25 protein-coding genes are annotated in these 15,164 nt (G+C 56.3%); 2 read left to right on the top strand and 23 right to left on the bottom strand.

What is annotated here, in order from left to right:
• Window positions 1-115 precede the first annotated feature (115 nt).
• The 6 genes from ACTG4M_RS07580 to rplO form a co-directional block, all read right to left on the bottom strand.
• Window positions 116-1,132: a DNA-directed RNA polymerase subunit alpha gene (locus tag ACTG4M_RS07580; protein WP_439123042.1), complete on the bottom strand. Its 1,017-nt coding sequence runs from the start codon at window positions 1,130-1,132 to the stop codon at window positions 116-118.
• Window positions 1,133-1,247: 115 nt separating this feature from the next.
• Window positions 1,248-1,640, bottom strand: coding sequence for a 30S ribosomal protein S11 (gene rpsK, locus ACTG4M_RS07575; RefSeq protein WP_439123041.1), 393 nt, complete (start codon window positions 1,638-1,640; stop codon window positions 1,248-1,250).
• A gap of 15 nt (window positions 1,641-1,655) precedes the next feature.
• Entirely contained in the window at window positions 1,656-2,024 is a 369-nt protein-coding gene (gene rpsM / locus ACTG4M_RS07570) for a 30S ribosomal protein S13 (protein WP_085628867.1), read from the bottom strand.
• 307 nt (window positions 2,025-2,331) lie between these two features.
• On the bottom strand, window positions 2,332-2,976 hold the full coding sequence (locus ACTG4M_RS07565) for an adenylate kinase (protein WP_439123040.1): 645 nt from the start codon (window positions 2,974-2,976) through the stop codon (window positions 2,332-2,334).
• Entirely contained in the window at window positions 2,973-4,337 is a 1,365-nt protein-coding gene (gene secY, locus ACTG4M_RS07560; RefSeq protein WP_439123039.1) for a preprotein translocase subunit SecY, read from the bottom strand. The genes ACTG4M_RS07565 and secY overlap by 4 nt, the downstream gene beginning before the upstream one ends.
• Before the next feature lie 104 nt (window positions 4,338-4,441).
• Window positions 4,442-4,915: a 50S ribosomal protein L15 gene (gene rplO / locus ACTG4M_RS07555; protein WP_439123038.1), complete on the bottom strand. Its 474-nt coding sequence runs from the start codon at window positions 4,913-4,915 to the stop codon at window positions 4,442-4,444.
• A 396-nt stretch (window positions 4,916-5,311) separates the two neighbouring features.
• Between rplO and ACTG4M_RS07550 the strand changes: the two genes are divergently transcribed.
• A complete protein-coding gene (locus ACTG4M_RS07550; protein ID WP_439123037.1) occupies window positions 5,312-5,974 on the top strand; it encodes a hypothetical protein in 663 nt (220 codons plus the stop codon).
• A gap of 235 nt (window positions 5,975-6,209) precedes the next feature.
• Here the strand turns inward: ACTG4M_RS07550 and rpmD are convergent, their stop codons facing one another.
• From rpmD to ACTG4M_RS07490, 12 genes are all read right to left on the bottom strand, one after another.
• A complete protein-coding gene (rpmD, locus tag ACTG4M_RS07545; protein ID WP_439123036.1) occupies window positions 6,210-6,398 on the bottom strand; it encodes a 50S ribosomal protein L30 in 189 nt (62 codons plus the stop codon).
• Between the two features lie 5 nt (window positions 6,399-6,403).
• Window positions 6,404-6,988, bottom strand: a complete 585-nt coding sequence (gene rpsE, locus ACTG4M_RS07540) for a 30S ribosomal protein S5 (protein ID WP_439123035.1) — start codon at window positions 6,986-6,988, stop codon at window positions 6,404-6,406.
• Window positions 6,989-7,151: 163 nt separating this feature from the next.
• Window positions 7,152-7,505: a 50S ribosomal protein L18 gene (gene rplR / locus ACTG4M_RS07535; RefSeq protein WP_439123034.1), complete on the bottom strand. Its 354-nt coding sequence runs from the start codon at window positions 7,503-7,505 to the stop codon at window positions 7,152-7,154.
• Between the two features lie 12 nt (window positions 7,506-7,517).
• Window positions 7,518-8,051 carry a 50S ribosomal protein L6 gene (rplF, locus tag ACTG4M_RS07530; RefSeq protein ID WP_439123033.1) on the bottom strand — a complete coding sequence of 178 codons (534 nt, stop codon included), beginning with the start codon at window positions 8,049-8,051 and terminating at the stop codon, window positions 7,518-7,520.
• Window positions 8,052-8,063: 12 nt separating this feature from the next.
• Window positions 8,064-8,456, bottom strand: coding sequence for a 30S ribosomal protein S8 (rpsH, locus tag ACTG4M_RS07525; protein ID WP_439123032.1), 393 nt, complete (start codon window positions 8,454-8,456; stop codon window positions 8,064-8,066).
• A gap of 12 nt (window positions 8,457-8,468) precedes the next feature.
• Window positions 8,469-8,774 (bottom strand): 30S ribosomal protein S14, encoded by a 306-nt coding sequence (rpsN, locus tag ACTG4M_RS07520; protein WP_439123031.1) that lies wholly within the window; start codon window positions 8,772-8,774, stop codon window positions 8,469-8,471.
• Between the two features lie 13 nt (window positions 8,775-8,787).
• On the bottom strand, window positions 8,788-9,348 hold the full coding sequence (rplE, locus tag ACTG4M_RS07515; protein WP_439123030.1) for a 50S ribosomal protein L5: 561 nt from the start codon (window positions 9,346-9,348) through the stop codon (window positions 8,788-8,790).
• Window positions 9,341-9,652: a 50S ribosomal protein L24 gene (gene rplX, locus ACTG4M_RS07510; protein WP_439123029.1), complete on the bottom strand. Its 312-nt coding sequence runs from the start codon at window positions 9,650-9,652 to the stop codon at window positions 9,341-9,343. The genes rplE and rplX overlap by 8 nt, the downstream gene beginning before the upstream one ends.
• Window positions 9,652-10,020 (bottom strand): 50S ribosomal protein L14, encoded by a 369-nt coding sequence (gene rplN, locus ACTG4M_RS07505; protein WP_007427594.1) that lies wholly within the window; start codon window positions 10,018-10,020, stop codon window positions 9,652-9,654. Before rplN ends, rplX begins: the two co-directional genes overlap by 1 nt.
• Before the next feature lie 78 nt (window positions 10,021-10,098).
• A complete protein-coding gene (rpsQ, locus tag ACTG4M_RS07500) occupies window positions 10,099-10,329 on the bottom strand; it encodes a 30S ribosomal protein S17 (protein ID WP_347200326.1) in 231 nt (76 codons plus the stop codon).
• Window positions 10,330-10,344: 15 nt separating this feature from the next.
• The gene (gene rpmC, locus ACTG4M_RS07495; RefSeq protein ID WP_188483776.1) at window positions 10,345-10,551 is read right to left on the bottom strand and encodes a 50S ribosomal protein L29; all 207 of its coding nucleotides are present in this window, start codon (window positions 10,549-10,551) and stop codon (window positions 10,345-10,347) included.
• 200 nt (window positions 10,552-10,751) lie between these two features.
• Window positions 10,752-11,402 carry a hypothetical protein gene (locus tag ACTG4M_RS07490; protein ID WP_439123028.1) on the bottom strand — a complete coding sequence of 217 codons (651 nt, stop codon included), beginning with the start codon at window positions 11,400-11,402 and terminating at the stop codon, window positions 10,752-10,754.
• A gap of 119 nt (window positions 11,403-11,521) precedes the next feature.
• Here ACTG4M_RS07490 and ACTG4M_RS07485 point away from each other — a divergent pair, with 119 nt between their 5' ends.
• A complete protein-coding gene (locus ACTG4M_RS07485; RefSeq protein WP_439123027.1) occupies window positions 11,522-12,142 on the top strand; it encodes a 2OG-Fe(II) oxygenase family protein in 621 nt (206 codons plus the stop codon).
• A gap of 147 nt (window positions 12,143-12,289) precedes the next feature.
• On the opposite strand, the gene rplP is transcribed toward ACTG4M_RS07485, so the two are convergent.
• From rplP to rplB, 5 genes are read right to left on the bottom strand one after another with little or no spacing between them, the layout of a single operon-like run.
• Window positions 12,290-12,703, bottom strand: coding sequence for a 50S ribosomal protein L16 (rplP, locus tag ACTG4M_RS07480; RefSeq protein WP_439123026.1), 414 nt, complete (start codon window positions 12,701-12,703; stop codon window positions 12,290-12,292).
• A 2-nt stretch (window positions 12,704-12,705) separates the two neighbouring features.
• Complete coding sequence (gene rpsC / locus ACTG4M_RS07475) at window positions 12,706-13,419, bottom strand: 30S ribosomal protein S3 (RefSeq protein ID WP_439123025.1); 714 nt, start codon at window positions 13,417-13,419, stop codon at window positions 12,706-12,708.
• Entirely contained in the window at window positions 13,419-13,799 is a 381-nt protein-coding gene (rplV, locus tag ACTG4M_RS07470; RefSeq protein ID WP_439123024.1) for a 50S ribosomal protein L22, read from the bottom strand. Before rplV ends, rpsC begins: the two co-directional genes overlap by 1 nt.
• 3 nt (window positions 13,800-13,802) lie before the next feature.
• The gene (gene rpsS, locus ACTG4M_RS07465) at window positions 13,803-14,081 is read right to left on the bottom strand and encodes a 30S ribosomal protein S19 (protein WP_058260876.1); all 279 of its coding nucleotides are present in this window, start codon (window positions 14,079-14,081) and stop codon (window positions 13,803-13,805) included.
• A gap of 3 nt (window positions 14,082-14,084) precedes the next feature.
• Complete coding sequence (gene rplB, locus ACTG4M_RS07460; protein ID WP_439123023.1) at window positions 14,085-14,927, bottom strand: 50S ribosomal protein L2; 843 nt, start codon at window positions 14,925-14,927, stop codon at window positions 14,085-14,087.
• Between the last annotated feature and the right edge of the window lie 237 nt (window positions 14,928-15,164).

Here is a 15,164-nt window from a genome sequence, read left to right as displayed (position 1 = left end):
AATGTGCCCTCTACGGGCGTTTTTGCTTTGTCTGGCCACCGATGCGTGTCAGCGGCTCTCCTTGGGGCGGGTGCCCGGGGTGCAAGGTGCGTGAAATCACGCACCCTACGGGTTCTTAGAAGTTGTCTTCCATCTTCTTGGCGAGATCTTCGATGTTGTCTGGCGGCCAATCCTCGACATCCATGCCAAGGTGCAGACCCATGCCGGACAGCACTTCTTTGATCTCGTTCAGCGACTTGCGGCCAAAGTTCGGAGTGCGGAGCATCTCGGCTTCGGTTTTCTGGATCAGGTCGCCAATATAGACAATGTTGTCGTTCTTCAGGCAGTTTGCCGAGCGGACAGACAGTTCCAGTTCGTCCACCTTCTTGAGCAGAAGCGGGTTGAACTCGAGACCATCATCTTCGTCTGCCTGACGCGCCGATTCCGGCTCATCGAAGTTGACGAAGATCGACAGTTGGTCCTGCACGATACGCGCAGCATACGCGACGGCATCTTCGGGTGTCAGAGAGCCGTCTGTTTCGATCTTCATGGTCAGCTTGTCATAGTCCAGCACCTGGCCCTCACGGGTGGGCTGCACGTCATAGGCAACCTTTTTGACCGGCGAATAGATCGCATCGATCGGCATCAGGCCGATAGGGGCGTCTTCCGGCTTGTTCTTGTCGGCGGACACATAGCCCTTGCCGGTGTTGACCGTCAGTTCCATGTAAAGGTCTGCGCCATCGTCAAGGTGGCAGATCACATGTTCGCGGTTCAGCACTTCGATGCCGTTGATTTCGGAGATGTCACCCGCTGTGACAACGCCCGGACCTTTGGCATTGATTGAGACGCGCTTGGGGCCTTCGACTTCCATGCGGAGCGACACACCCTTGAGGTTCAGGACGATGTCGGTCACGTCTTCACGGACACCAGCCACGCTGGAGAATTCGTGAAGCACGTTGTCAATCTGCACGGAGGTGATTGCCGCGCCTTGAAGCGACGACAGCAGCACGCGGCGCAGCGCGTTGCCAAGGGTCAGACCAAAGCCCCGCTCCAGCGGTTCAGCGACAACGGTCGCCACGCGCGACGGATCAGCGCCCGGCTTGACGTCGAGCTGTGTCGGCTTGATCAGTTCTGCCCAGTTTTTGTGGATCATGCGTCCCTCCATTCTTGTTTCTGCCCCATGTCCGAAAGGCAAAAACGCCCGAGGTTAAAATGACGAAGGCACGACCCCACCAAATGGTGGGGCCATGCCAGAAGTGTAATCGCTTTTAGACGCGGCGGCGCTTTGGCGGACGGCAGCCGTTGTGCGCCATCGGGGTCACATCACGGATCGAGGTGATGTTGAAGCCGACAGCGGCCAGAGCGCGCAGAGCCGATTCACGACCCGAACCGGGGCCCTGAACTTCGACTTCGAGCGTCTTGACACCATGTTCCTGCGCTTTTTTGCCTGCATCTTCCGCAGCCAACTGGGCTGCGTAAGGTGTAGATTTCCGCGAACCTTTGAAACCCATTGTGCCAGCAGACGACCATGAAATGGCGTTGCCCTGCACGTCAGAAATCAGGATCTTGGTGTTATTGAAGCTGGAGTTCACATGTGCGACGCCAGCTGCGATGTTCTTGGAGACCTTTTTCTTGCCTCCACGACGGGTATCACGTGCCATTGGTGCAGACCTCCCTTATTTCTTCTTACCGGCAATGGCCTTTGCGGGGCCTTTGCGAGTACGAGCGTTGGTGTGGGTCCGCTGACCGCGTACGGGCAGGTTACGACGATGACGCAGGCCACGGTAGCAGCCAAGGTCCATCAGACGCTTGATGTTCATCTGTGTCTCACGACGCAGGTCACCTTCAACGGTGAAGTTCGCGTCGATATGTTCACGAACGGCAAGCACTTCGGCGTCGCTCAGTTCGTTGACACGACGGGTCGGGTCGATGTTGACTGCCTCGCAAATTGCTTTTGCAGAGGTATGGCCAATACCGGTGATGTAGGTGAGGGCGATTGGAACACGCTTCCCTGTGGGAATGTTCACGCCAGCAATACGTGCCACGTATATCTTCCTTTTCGTTGCGGGTCCGTAGCTCCAGACCCTTTTTTCACAACATGAGGCCCGGCGGTTTCATCAACCCTCGGGCCTGTGCTGATCAGGTGATCCACAAAGGGGCGCGACCCGCTTCGTGACAATGATTCTCATAAGAGATGGCGGTAGATAGGAGCGTTTGTCTTTGGCGTCAAGGGCCAGTCAGGCCTTCGCTCTATCAACAGCGCCGAATGGCGATCAAACGCACACGGGCCTATTCGAACAAAGAAGGCTGCACGGTAATGCAGCCTTCCGAAGTCGTTATTATTTGGTAGGTTTATGCGTCCAGCACCTTGCCAATATCCGCCTTAACCGTTGCCATCTCGCCCAAGCCATCAACTGACGCCAGTTGCCCCTTGGCATAGTAGTAGCCGATCAAAGGAGATGTCTTTTTGTAGTACTCCATCAAACGCTGCTTGAGGCTTTCCTCGTTGTCATCGGCGCGGCGCTTGAATTCTGTATTGCCGCAATTGGTGCATTTGCCATCAGCAGGAATTGGCTTGGTGTTGTCGTTGTAAACCTCACCACACCCGCCACAGGTCGAACGCGCGGTGATCCGTGACACAAGCGCGTTGTCGTCAACCTGCATCTCGATCACTGCATCAAGGGTTTCACCCTCTTCTGCCAAAAGCTCGGCCAAGGCGTCTGCTTGTGCCAATGTGCGCGGGAAGCCATCAAAAATGAAACCACCCTTTTTGTCGCCTTCAAGCTTTTCGCGGATAAGGCCAATGACGATCTCGTCCGTCACCAACTCACCACGGGCCATCACGTCAGCAACGACCTTGCCCATTTCGGTGCCACTGTCCTTGGCTTCTCGTAGCATGTCGCCCGTCGAGAGTTGGATCATGTCGCGTTCGTCACAAAGAAAGCGCGCTTGCGTTCCTTTGCCAGCACCCGGCGGGCCTAGTAGTATAATATTCATCGGCGCGCTGGACTCCGTCTTTTGCCTTTGGACTTACCCTTGCCGCGCAATTGCGACTTTTGAATAAGACCTTCGTATTGATGCGCAAGCAGATGGCTCTGCACCTGTTGGATCGTATCCATTGTCACCGACACCACGATGAGCACGGATGTTCCGCCAAAGTAGAACGGGATGGCAAACTGGCCGCGCAGGATTTCCGGCAACAAACATACAGCCGTCAGATAAGCTGACCCAAGCACCAGCACGCGGTTCACCACGTATTCCAGATACTCAGCCGTCTTTTTACCTGGGCGGATACCCGGCACAAAGCCGTTCTGGTTTTTCAGGTTGTCGGCAACATCATCAACTTTGAAAGACACGTTAAACGTATAGAAATACGCAAAGAAGACGATCATCGCACCAAAGAACAACAGATACAGCGGCTGTCCCGGTCCGAAATAGGCAAGGATCGCCGACATGACCGGACCTGAGTTTTGACCGCTGAAGGTGCTGATTGTGGTCGGCAAGAGCAGCAAAGAGCTGGCAAAAATCGCAGGGATAACGCCCGACGGGTTAACCTTGACCGGAAGGTGGCTGTTCTGCGCTTCAGCGATTTTCATGCCCATCTGGCGACGGGGATACTGGATCGTGATCTTTCGAAGCGCGCGCTCCATAAAGACCACGAACATAATCACCAGAATGACCATGAGGATCACCCCGACGATCACCGCAGGGCTGATGGCACCAGACCGGCCAGAAGCGAAAAACTGCGCCAATGCAGCTGGCACTTCGGCGATGATGCCTACAAAGATGATCAACGAAATACCGTTTCCGACGCCGCGGGCAGTGATTTGCTCACCCAGCCACATCAGGAACATCGTCCCGCCTACAAGGGTGATCACGCAGGACGCGCGGAAGAACCAGCCCGGATCGGTGACAAGATCACCCGCCTCTAGGCTGACCGCGAGGCCATACGCCTGGAACGTGGCAAGGAACACCGTGCCGTAACGGGTGTATTGCGCGATCTTCTTGCGCCCCGCCTCGCCCTCTTTCTTCAACTGCTCGAGCGACGGCACCATCGAGGCCAGAAGCTGAACGATGATCGAGGCCGAAATATACGGCATGATGCCGAGGGCAAAGATACCCATACGTCCCAGCGCACCACCGGTAAACATCGTCAAGATGCCCCCGATGCCCTGCTGGGCCTGCTCCATGAAGTCTCGCAGTGCCACGCCATCAATCCCGGGAACCGGGATGAACGTGCCAATGCGGTAGACGATCAGAAGGCCAAGCGTAAACAGGATGCGGTTGCGCAAATCGGTCGCTTTACCGAGCGCAGACCAGCTTGTGTTCGCGGCCATTTGTTCTGCTGCTGATACCATGCGGGTCTCTTTTATGATGAACGCCGCCATGAGCGGTCCGGCTCAGGCGGCGTTTGGAAAGCTCTGAAGGGTATGTAAGCGGCGCCGGGGCCGCTCACAACCTCTTATTCGGCAGCCTGCGCGGTTGTGACCGTCAGTGAACCGCCAGCCTTCTCCACCGCGTCGACGGCAGATTTGGATGCGCCGGTGACTGCGAGGGTCAGTTTCGCGGTGACATCGCCCTTGGCGAGAACGCGAATACCGTCAAGCTTGCGACGGACCAGACCGGACGCGACCAGCGCGTCTTCGTCGATGGTGCCCTTCGCGTCCAGTTTGCCGGCGTCGACGAATTTCTGGATCAGACCGAGGTTCACCACGGCGAACGCCTTGCGGTTTGGCTTGTTGAAGCCACGCTTCGGCAGACGCTGGTAAAGCGGCATCTGGCCGCCTTCGTAGCCGGCAATGGCCACACCCGAACGGGACTTCTGACCTTTGATACCACGGCCACCCATTTTACCCATGCCGGAGCCTGGGCCACGGCCTACGCGCTTTTTGCGCTTTGTTGCGCCCGGGTTGTCGCGCAATTCATGCAGTTTCATATCGCTTCTCCTATGCCGGAAACGCCCCCGAAGCGATGTGGGACGAACGCGGCTTTTCTTGGTTTTAGACTCAGTGACCCCAAGGCCACCGGGGGCCTATAGAAGGTTGCGTCCGGTCGATCAAGAGGGTTGCCTCACGCCCCTACCCAACCGGCAAAAACGACCTCGAATGTCGCATACAATCCTGTCGCGACTGCGCAGCCAATTAGGCTTGAACTCGAAGTGATATTTTTGTCATCCGGACCCGCATATGGTGCATATCCGGCAGGCATTTGCGGGAAAATGACCCAAGGTAAGGAATACCCCCATAGCGCGACGGACGAAACGGGCACAGGGTGTCTAAAGAATTTATAGAACGCCCAAATATCTCCGAATATTTCAACCGGGACCACATTCGTGCCAAGCATTTTTCCTACGCTGACCTGGGTCAGCTTTTTTGGCCTGAGCGCAGCGCTGTTGAGCGTGATGGCTTACGTTCCTTACATCCTGCAAACTTTGCGCGGACACACGCGCCCGCATCGCGCAAGTTGGTTGATCTGGTCGGTTCTGGCTACGATCTCGTATTTTTCGCAATCATACGAAGGTGCGACAGCGTCGCTGTGTTTTTCGGGCGCGCAGGCAACCTGCACCACGGTGATTTTTCTTTTAGCGGTCGTGCGCGGTCAAGGAAAGTTCATGACACGCACCGATGCGGGGGTGCTAGGTGTGGCAGGCATTGGTGTCGCGATTTGGTATGGCAGTTCGTCGGCTGCATTCGCGCTGGTGATCGCCATTACGATCAGCTTGATGGGCGGGATGATGACGATCCGCAAAACCTACTGGTTTCCCGATACGGAAACCATGTCCACATGGACCCTATCATTCATCGCTTCTTGTTTCGCACTTGCAGCCGTGGGCACTTGGGATTGGATCTTGATGGCTTACCCCTTGTATCTTTTCGTTCAAAACGGCGCGATTTTGGTGGCGTGGGTGTTGGCGCATACACCGGCCCAACGTCAGCGACAGGAGAAAATGGGCCTTTTCACCAGTGTGCGAGGCGGACATCGCGTTGGCGAATGATCCAAAAGCTGGGACACATGCTTTGGAGCTTTGCACTTTTGTCTCGTTGTCGAGACAGTCCCCAGGCGGGCGCTAAGGCTTCAGCTTATGACTTGTCCGAAAAAAGCCGCTCTCTGCCGAAACACTTTGATTTACGCAAGAAAAAGCCCCCCGCACTGCGGAGGGCTTTGTAGTGTTGCGAACAACGCGTTAACGCGATTTGGTCACCCGTTACCGGATGAACGCCGCGTCTGCCTTAGTCACGCTCTTCGATGATCTCGACCATGTGAGACACCTTGCGGACCATGCCACGGATGGCAGGTGTGTCCTCAAGTTCACGGGTCTTGTGCATCTTGTTCAGGCCCAGACCGATCAGCGTCTGACGCTGGGTGGCGGGGCGGCGGATCGGGGAACCGATCTGCTTGACTACGATTGTCTTTGCCATGTGGATCAGGCCTCCTCAGCGACTTGGCCGCTTTCCTGCGGCGTCTCATCACGCTTGGGCAGGATGTCAGCCACTTTCTTGCCGCGACGCTGCGCGACGGAACGCGGGCTTGCCTCTTTGGAGAGGCCGTCCAGCGTGGCACGGATCATGTTATAAGGGTTCTGCGAACCAATCGACTTGGCGACGACGTCCTGAACACCCAGCATTTCGAACACGGCACGCATCGGACCACCTGCAATGATCCCGGTACCGGTTGGTGCTGTGCGCATCACAACTTTACCAGCGCCATGACGGCCTTCGATGTCGTGGTGCAGAGTGCGGCCTTCGCGCAGCGGCACGCGGATCATCTTGCGCTTGGCTTGCTCGGTCGCCTTGCGGATGGCCTCGGGGACCTCCTTGGCTTTACCTTTACCAAAGCCAACGCGGCCTTTTTGGTCGCCCACAACGACCAGAGCGGCGAAGCCAAAACGCTTACCACCCTTTACGGTCTTGGACACCCGGTTGATTGCGACCAGACGATCCGCAAATTCTGGTGTCTGCTCTTCACGGTCGCGGCGTCCGCCCCGACGATTATTGTCACGTTCTGCCATGTAGGCATCCTTTGTACTGTGGGCGCTTGGCCCGTTGTCCAATCCAGGTGAGCATTAAGCGCTCCCGGATCATCGGGAAGGGCGGGCCCTTCCGCAATGCAAGGTGCGTGAGATCACGCACCTTACCAGTTTGATGAAATGCGTGTTGCCACGCACCGATCACTTAGATCTTAAGACCACCTTCACGGGCTGCGTCGGCAAGTGCCTTGACGCGACCGTGAAAGAGGAAACCGCCACGATCAAAATAAGCTTCGCTTACGCCGGCTTTCTTGGCCCGCTCGGCAATCGCCGCGCCAACCTTGGTGGCCGAGGCGACATCGTTCTTGCCGCCAAGCTCTTTTTCCATCGTCGAAGCCGATGCCAGTGTCACGCCGTTCACATCGTCGATCAGCTGAACGCTGATGTTCTTGTTTGAACGGTGAACGCTGAGGCGCACGCGCCCTGCATTGACCTTGCGAAGTTTGTTCCGAACGCGCAGACGGCGCTTCTGGAACAGATCACGTTTACTGTTTGCCATGTCCTTGCGTCCTTACTTCTTCTTGCCTTCCTTCTGGAAGATGTATTCGCCCTTATAGCGGATGCCTTTGCCCTTATAGGGCTCGGGCCGGCGCCAGTCGCGAATGTTGGCTGCCACCTGACCCACCAGCTGAGCGTCGTGACCTTCGATCACAATCTCTGTCTGCTTGGGGCATGTGACGGTCACACCGTCCGGAATTTTGAAATCAACGTCATGCGACAGGCCGAGGTTCAGCTTGAGGCTGTTGCCCTGAAGCTGAGCACGGTAACCAACACCCTGAATTTCAAGCTCTTTCTTGAAGGTATTGGATACACCATGCACCAAGTTTGCGACCATAGTGCGGGACATACCCCACTGCTGGCGTGCGCGCTTGGACTTGCCACGTGGCATGACGGTGATCACGTTTTCTTCAACCGAGATGGTGACATCGTCGGTCGCTGTGAAGCTCTGAGTGCCTTTCGGACCCTTCACTTCTACGGTCTGGCCAGACACGGACGCAGAGACACCCGAGGGCAGCTCGACCGGCTGTTTACCAATACGAGACATTACCAGACCTCCTTAGAAGAGCGTGCAAAGTACTTCGCCGCCAACATTGTGGCTGCGGGCACTTGCATCGGTCATGACGCCTTTGGACGTGGACACGATCGACACACCAAGACCCTGACGGACCTGCGGGATGTCGTCCACACCCAGATACACACGACGGCCCGGCTTGGATACGCGCTTTAGTTCGCGGATCACTGGGGTGCCATCGTAGTACTTGAGGCTGATTTCGTATGCGGGGTGGCCGTTCTTATCCTTGGTTTCTTCGTAACCACGGATATAGCCTTCGTCCGCCATCACCGCGAGAACGCGGCCACGCAGCTTGGAAGCTGGTGTCATGGTTGTGGACTTGCCGCGCATCTGAGCGTTGCGGATACGGGTGAGCATATCGCCGATAGGATCGTTCATACTATGCCCTCCTTACCAGCTCGACTTGACCATACCGGGGGCTTGTCCATTACTGGCAAGTTCACGAAGCATGATCCGGCTGACCTTGAGTTTGCGATAATAGGCGTGCGGACGCCCGGTGAGCTGGCAGCGGTTGTGCAGGCGCGAGGGCGAGCTGTTCCGCGGCAGTTTTGCAAGCTTGAGGCGCGCTTTGAAACGATCCTCCATCGGCTTGCTTTCGTCGTTCGCGATTTCCTTAAGCTCAGCGCGTTTGGCAGCATACTTGGCCACCAGCTTCTGACGCTTCTTTTCGCGTTCAATCATTGCTTTCTTCGCCATGGTATCAGTCCCCTCAGGCGTTGAACGGCATGTTGAAGTGCTTCAACAGCGCCTTGGCTTCCGCGTCGGTCTTTGCGGTCGTCGTGATGATGATATCCATGCCCCAGACTTCATCGACCTTATCAAAGTCGATTTCGGGGAACACGATGTGCTCTTTCATGCCCATGGCAAAGTTGCCACGACCATCAAAGGACGGCTTCACGCCGCGGAAGTCCCGGATACGGGGCATCGCGATGGTGATCAGGCGATCAAGGAAATCGTACATCCGGTCGCCACGCAGTGTCACCTTGGCACCAAGCGGCATTTCTTCCCGTACACGGAAGCCCGCGATGGATTTCTTCGCCTTGGTGGTCACGGCCTGCTGACCAGCGATCTTTGTAAGATCTTCAACTGCCGACTTTGCTTTCTTGCTGTCACGGACAGCTTCAGCACCACAGCCGATGTTCAGCACGATCTTGTCGAGGCGCGGAATCATCATGTCGTTCGAATACCCGAACTCTTCCTTCATTGCGGCCTTGATCTGGTCGCGGAAGATCGTCCGAAGACGCGGGGTGTATGTTGCAGTATCAAGCATCGATTACATCCCCTGTTGTTTTGGCATAGCGGACTTTCTTGTCGCCTTCGGTCTTGAAGCCAACGCGGGTCGGTTTGCCGTTTGCGTCGACGAATGCCAGGTTCGACAGGTCGATTGGCATCGCCTTAGGCGTGCGACCACCCTGCGTTGTCTGGGACTGACGCACGTGGCGGATTGCCATGTTCACGCCATCAACCACGGCCTTACCAGCCTTGGGGTCAACGGAAGCGATGGTGCCCGACTTGCCTTTGTCTTTACCGGCAAGAACAACCACCTTGTCACCTTTGCGGAGTTTAGCAGCCATTACAGCACCTCCGGAGCAAGCGAGATGATTTTCATGAAGTTCTTGGCACGAAGTTCACGCACTACCGGCCCAAAGATACGCGTACCGACCGGCTCACCTGCGTTGTTCAGGATCACGGCGGCGTTGCGGTCAAAGCGGATGGCTGTGCCGTCTTCGCGACGGACTTCTTTGGCGGTGCGCACGACGACGGCCTTACGGACGTCACCTTTTTTCACGCGACCGCGCGGGATGGCTTCCTTCACGGATACAACGATGATGTCACCCACCGATGCGTATTTCCGCTTGGACCCACCCAGAACCTTGATGCACTGAACTCGGCGTGCGCCGGAGTTGTCAGCAACATCCAGATTGGTCTGCATCTGGATCATAATATGTCTCCCGACGTCCCGGACCGCTCAGAGCGAGGCATTGGCCCGGGGGTTTCGTAAATGCCGAAAGGCTATCGCTTACTCAGCGATAACCTCCCAACGTTTGGTCTTCGACTTGGGGGCGCATTCCTGAATGCGGACTACGTCCCCAACTGCGAATTTCTCGGCCTCATCATGGGCGCGATATTTCTTGGACTTCCGGATCGTCTTTTGCATAACCGGGTGCTTGAAACGGCGCTCGACGGAAACGGTCACGGTCTGTGCGTTTGCTGTCGATGTAACGGTGCCGGAAAGGATACGTTTGGGCATCTGTCTGGCTCCCTCTTACGCGTCGCTGGCAGCCGAAGCCGCCTTTTGATTCAGCACGGTGTTGATGCGTGCCACGTTACGGCGCACCTGACGGATACGCGCGGTGTTTTCAAGCTGGCTTGTGGCCTGCTGAAAGCGGAGGTTGAAGGCCTCTTTCTTCAGCGAAACAAGCTCATCCCGGAGTTGATCCGGTGTCTTGTCATTCAGTTCTTTGGCGTTCATGCGCCAGTCCTTTCTATCAACATCACCGGCGGGCCCCATCATTGATGTGGGTCACCCCGATTCCCGGTGGAGGTGGATGAAGTGGCGCGTATAGGCGGGATGTCGGAGTCGCGCAACCCCTTTGTTTGCAGCGATAGAGTTTCGCTAGCGGCACAGAGTGATGCAATAATATGAGGCGCGAGAACACGACTGATCAAGCGTCATGAGAGGTGATTGAGGCCAACTGCTGAGTAGCAGAACATAATTAACCACAGGAGGCCGACTGCACCTGGCAATACGACAGATGAAGACTTGCCACGAACGGCGATTCCTTCGTTAGAACCCCCGCCCTTAATTGCCGGCAACAGGCCAATAGGATCGACTATGTCACGAACGCCAACCTCAAGCACTCGCCCTTCTTCGTCTCTATAAGGCTTTGACCACTTGTCAGCGGCTTTGTTGATTGCGGCATCAGCAGCCTCAACGCTGATGATTGTGGTGATTGACGCAACCATACCGATTAAGGAGAACAACATGAAGATATACTGAATTTCGGAATCGCAACTATCCCGTACTTTTGGTAGCGATAGCGCTAAAGACGTGAATAAAAAAGCTTGCAAAGTAACAAACCAAGAAGTGCGGAAATTAATCAGTGTATCCTCATGAACTACTTTTTCTCGGTACAACTCGTAGATTTGAATTGACTCGGGAGAAAGTGATCCCATCACCTTTCGTTGGTAGGCCTCATATTCTTCTGGGCTTTCAAAAGCCCTCTTTTTTATAGCCTTCGGAGGATTCGGAGGACGCGCGGGTCGTACGCCCATGATATCCCTGAGAAAATAATCCAAACATCCCCTAGAATTATTGCTCATTGAATTTGAAACCTCTGATTATTCAAACGCTTAACTTCGGCACCTTCACATTGCCTTCATCTCGATTGAAAGTAAAAGACCCATTGTAGCCAGAAACACATGTGAGGTAGTCGTAGTTTATGTCTACAATATCTTCCCTCTTTGTGACCCGCCTCTACCACGCGCCCTTGTCCGAACACGGACCGGCGATTGATGCCGAGGAAATGGAAAATTCCTGTTTCGCCATCGCCGAGGATGACGAGGCGGGCCAGCAATGGTGCGAGGACAACGCCTATCCTGGCTATACGTCCTACGCCTCTCTATCCGACCTGCCGTGGCGGTTTCCGATCTTCGCCGATCTGGTCAAATCGCTCGATGCCCATGTCGCGGCCTTTGCCGAGGATCTGGAGTTCGATCTGGACGGTCGCAAGCTGGTCCTCGAAGACCTTTGGATCAATATCTTGCCGGAAGGCGGGTTTCATGCGGCGCATATCCACCCCCATTCCGTGATTTCCGGAACCACCTACGTGTCGATGCCGGAAGGCGCGTCTGCGCTCAAGCTTGAAGACCCCCGCCACGCCATGATGATGGCCGCCCCACCCCGGCACAAGGACGCCCGCCAAGAGATGAAAAACTTCATCTACGTAAAGCCGTCAGTCGGCGACGTGCTGCTTTGGGAAAGCTGGCTGCGCCACGAGGTAGTGATGAACCAATCGGAAGATGAGCGGGTGTCAGTGAGCTTCAACTATCGTTGGGAATAACAAATCGCTTCGATGCGGTTTCTAAAGTCATACAATTACTTTCTCCACTTCATCATTTGAATGATCTCGACAAAGGAAAACCCCCGGCACTTTCGCACCGGGGGTTTTCCTATTTCGTAAGGTGCGTGCGTGCACGCACCAAACGGCTTACCAGTCTTCGCGAACGATAACGCGGGTCTTGATCGGCAGCTTCATTGCGGCCAGACGCAGAGCTTCACGTGCGATATCTTCGGCAACGCCGTCGATTTCGAACATGACGCGGCCCGGCTTGACCTTGGCTGCCCAATAATCGACGGAGCCTTTACCTTTACCCATACGGACTTCGGTCGGCTTCGACGTGACCGGGGTATCCGGGAAGATACGGATCCAGACGCGGCCTTGACGTTTCATGTGACGCGTCATGGCACGACGGGCTGCTTCGATCTGACGTGCAGTGACACGCTCAGGCTGAAGCGCCTTGAGGCCGTAGGTGCCAAAGTTCAGATCGGAGCCGCCCTTAGCTTCGCCCTTGATCCGGCCTTTGAACATCTTACGGAATTTTGTACGCTTTGGTTGAAGCATGATTAGTTCCTCCGACCGCCGCCAGCACCACGCGGTGCGGGACCGTCTTGCAGTTCTTGTGCCTTGCGATCCCGTGCGGACGGATCATGTTCCATGATCTCGCCTTTGAAGATCCAGACCTTGATGCCGATGATGCCGTAGGGCGTTTCCGCCTCGACATTGGCATAGTCGATGTCGGCGCGCAGCGTGTGCAGCGGCACACGACCTTCGCGGTACCATTCGGTCCGAGCGATTTCCGCGCCACCCAGACGGCCAGCAACGTTCACGCGAATACCAAGGGCACCCATACGCATGGCGTTCTGCACGGCACGCTTCATGGCACGACGGAAGGACACACGACGCTCGAGCTGCTGAGAGATGCTCTCACCAACCAGCTGCGCGTCCAATTCCGGCTTGCGCACTTCAACGATGTTGAGGTGCAGTTCGCTGTCGGTCATCGCGGCCAGCTTCTTGCGGAGCGTCTCGATGTCCGCGCCTTTCTTGCCGATAATGACGCCAGGACGTGCGGTGTGAATGGTCACGCGGCACTTCTTGTGCGGACGCTCGATGATGACACGCGCAACACCGGCCTGCTTGCACTCTTTCTCGATGAACTCGCGCATTGCGATGTCTTCGAGCAGAAGATTGCCGTAGTCCTTGGTGTCTGCGTACCAGCGGCTGTCCCAGGTGCGGTTCACCTGAAGACGCATGCCGATCGGATTGGTTTTGTTACCCATTAGGCCTGCTCCTCAACTTGACGCACCTTGATGGTGATCTCCGAAAACGGCTTCATGATCTTGCCAAAGCGGCCACGTGCCCGCGGACGGCCACGCTTCATCACGAGGTTCTTGCCAACATAAGCTTCGGCAACGATCAGCTCGTCCACATCGAGGCCATGGTTGTTTTCGGCGTTTGCAATCGCGGACTGAAGACATTTCTTCACGTCGCCAGCGATCCGCTTCTTGGAGAAGGTCAGATCGTTCAGCGCTTTGTCCACTTTCTTGCCGCGGATGAGACCGGCAACAAGGTTGAGCTTCTGCGGGCTGGTGCGAAGCATGCGCAGTTTTGCCATTGCTTCGTTGTCGGCCACGCGGCGGGGGTTCTTTTCCTTGCCCATGACTTACTTCCGCTTCGCTTTTTTGTCTGCCGCGTGACCATAATAGGTCCGTGTCGGTGAATATTCACCGAACTTCTGACCGATCATGTCTTCGGAGACGTTGACTGGGATGTGCTTGTGGCCGTTATACACGCCAAACGTCAGGCCCACGAATTGGGGCAGGATCGTCGAGCGGCGCGACCAGATCTTGATAACTTCGTTGCGGCCGGATTCGCGGGATGCTTCTGCCTTTTTCAAGACATAGGCATCGACGAATGGGCCCTTCCATACAGAGCGCGACATGGTTTACCGCCCCTTCTTCTTAGCGTGACGCGAGCGGATGATCAGCTTCTGCGACGCCTTGTTTTTGTTGCGAGTGCGCTTGCCCTTGGTCGGCTTGCCCCATGGTGTCACCGGGTGACGACCACCAGAAGTCCGGCCTTCACCACCGCCGTGCGGGTGGTCGATCGGGTTCATAACGACACCACGGACGCTCGGACGGATGCCTTTATGGCGCATACGACCGGCTTTACCGAAGTTCTGGTTCGAGTTGTCAGGGTTCGACACGGCACCAACAGTGGCCATGCATTCCTGACGGACCAGACGCAGTTCGCCCGAGCTCAGACGGATCTGAGCGTAGCCACCATCGCGACCCACGAACTGGGCGTAGGTGCCTGCGGCACGTGCGATCTGACCACCCTTACCGGGCTTCAGTTCGATGTTGTGTACGATTGTACCGATAGGCATGCCCGAGAACGGCATTGCATTGCCCGGCTTCACGTCGGCTTTTTGCGACGCGATCACACGGTCGCCAATGGCGAGACGCTGAGGGGCAAGGATGTAGGCCTGTTCGCCATCGTCATACTGAACGAGCGCGATAAAGGCGGTGCGGTTGGGGTCATATTCGATGCGCGCGACGGTCGCGCCCACGTCAAATTTGTTCCGCTTAAAATCAACGATACGGTAAAGGCGTTTCGCCCCACCACCGCGACGACGGGATGTGATACGTCCGGTGTTGTTCCGGCCACCCGATTTGGTCAAACCCTCTGTGAGGGATTTGACCGGACGGCCTTTCCACAGCTCCGAACGGTCGATCAGCACCAGCCCGCGCTGGCCCGGCGTCGTCGGCTTATACGACTTGAGTGCCATGCTTTCTGTCTTCCGTTAGCAAGTGCAGGTCTTTGACGACCCGCTATGTTTGGGCGGATGTTTCCGCCATGGTATAGGCCCCCGTAGGTGCCCGATTAGCGCAACAACGAAGCCCCGGACGAATCCGGGGCTGCGCGGTTGGGGCTTAGTAGGAGGTGCGGGGCGGGGCGTCAACAAGAAACCCGTAGGTTGGGTGTTCGCACGCACCAAGCGCAAGCCGTGCCATCGCCAGACCGC

It is taken from the genome of Marivita sp. (assembly GCF_965656765.1).
Taxonomy (GTDB): Bacteria; Pseudomonadota; Alphaproteobacteria; order Rhodobacterales; family Rhodobacteraceae; genus Marivita.
The sequence above is the reverse complement of the archived record's forward strand: the minus strand, read 5'-3'. Positions and strand labels throughout refer to the sequence as shown.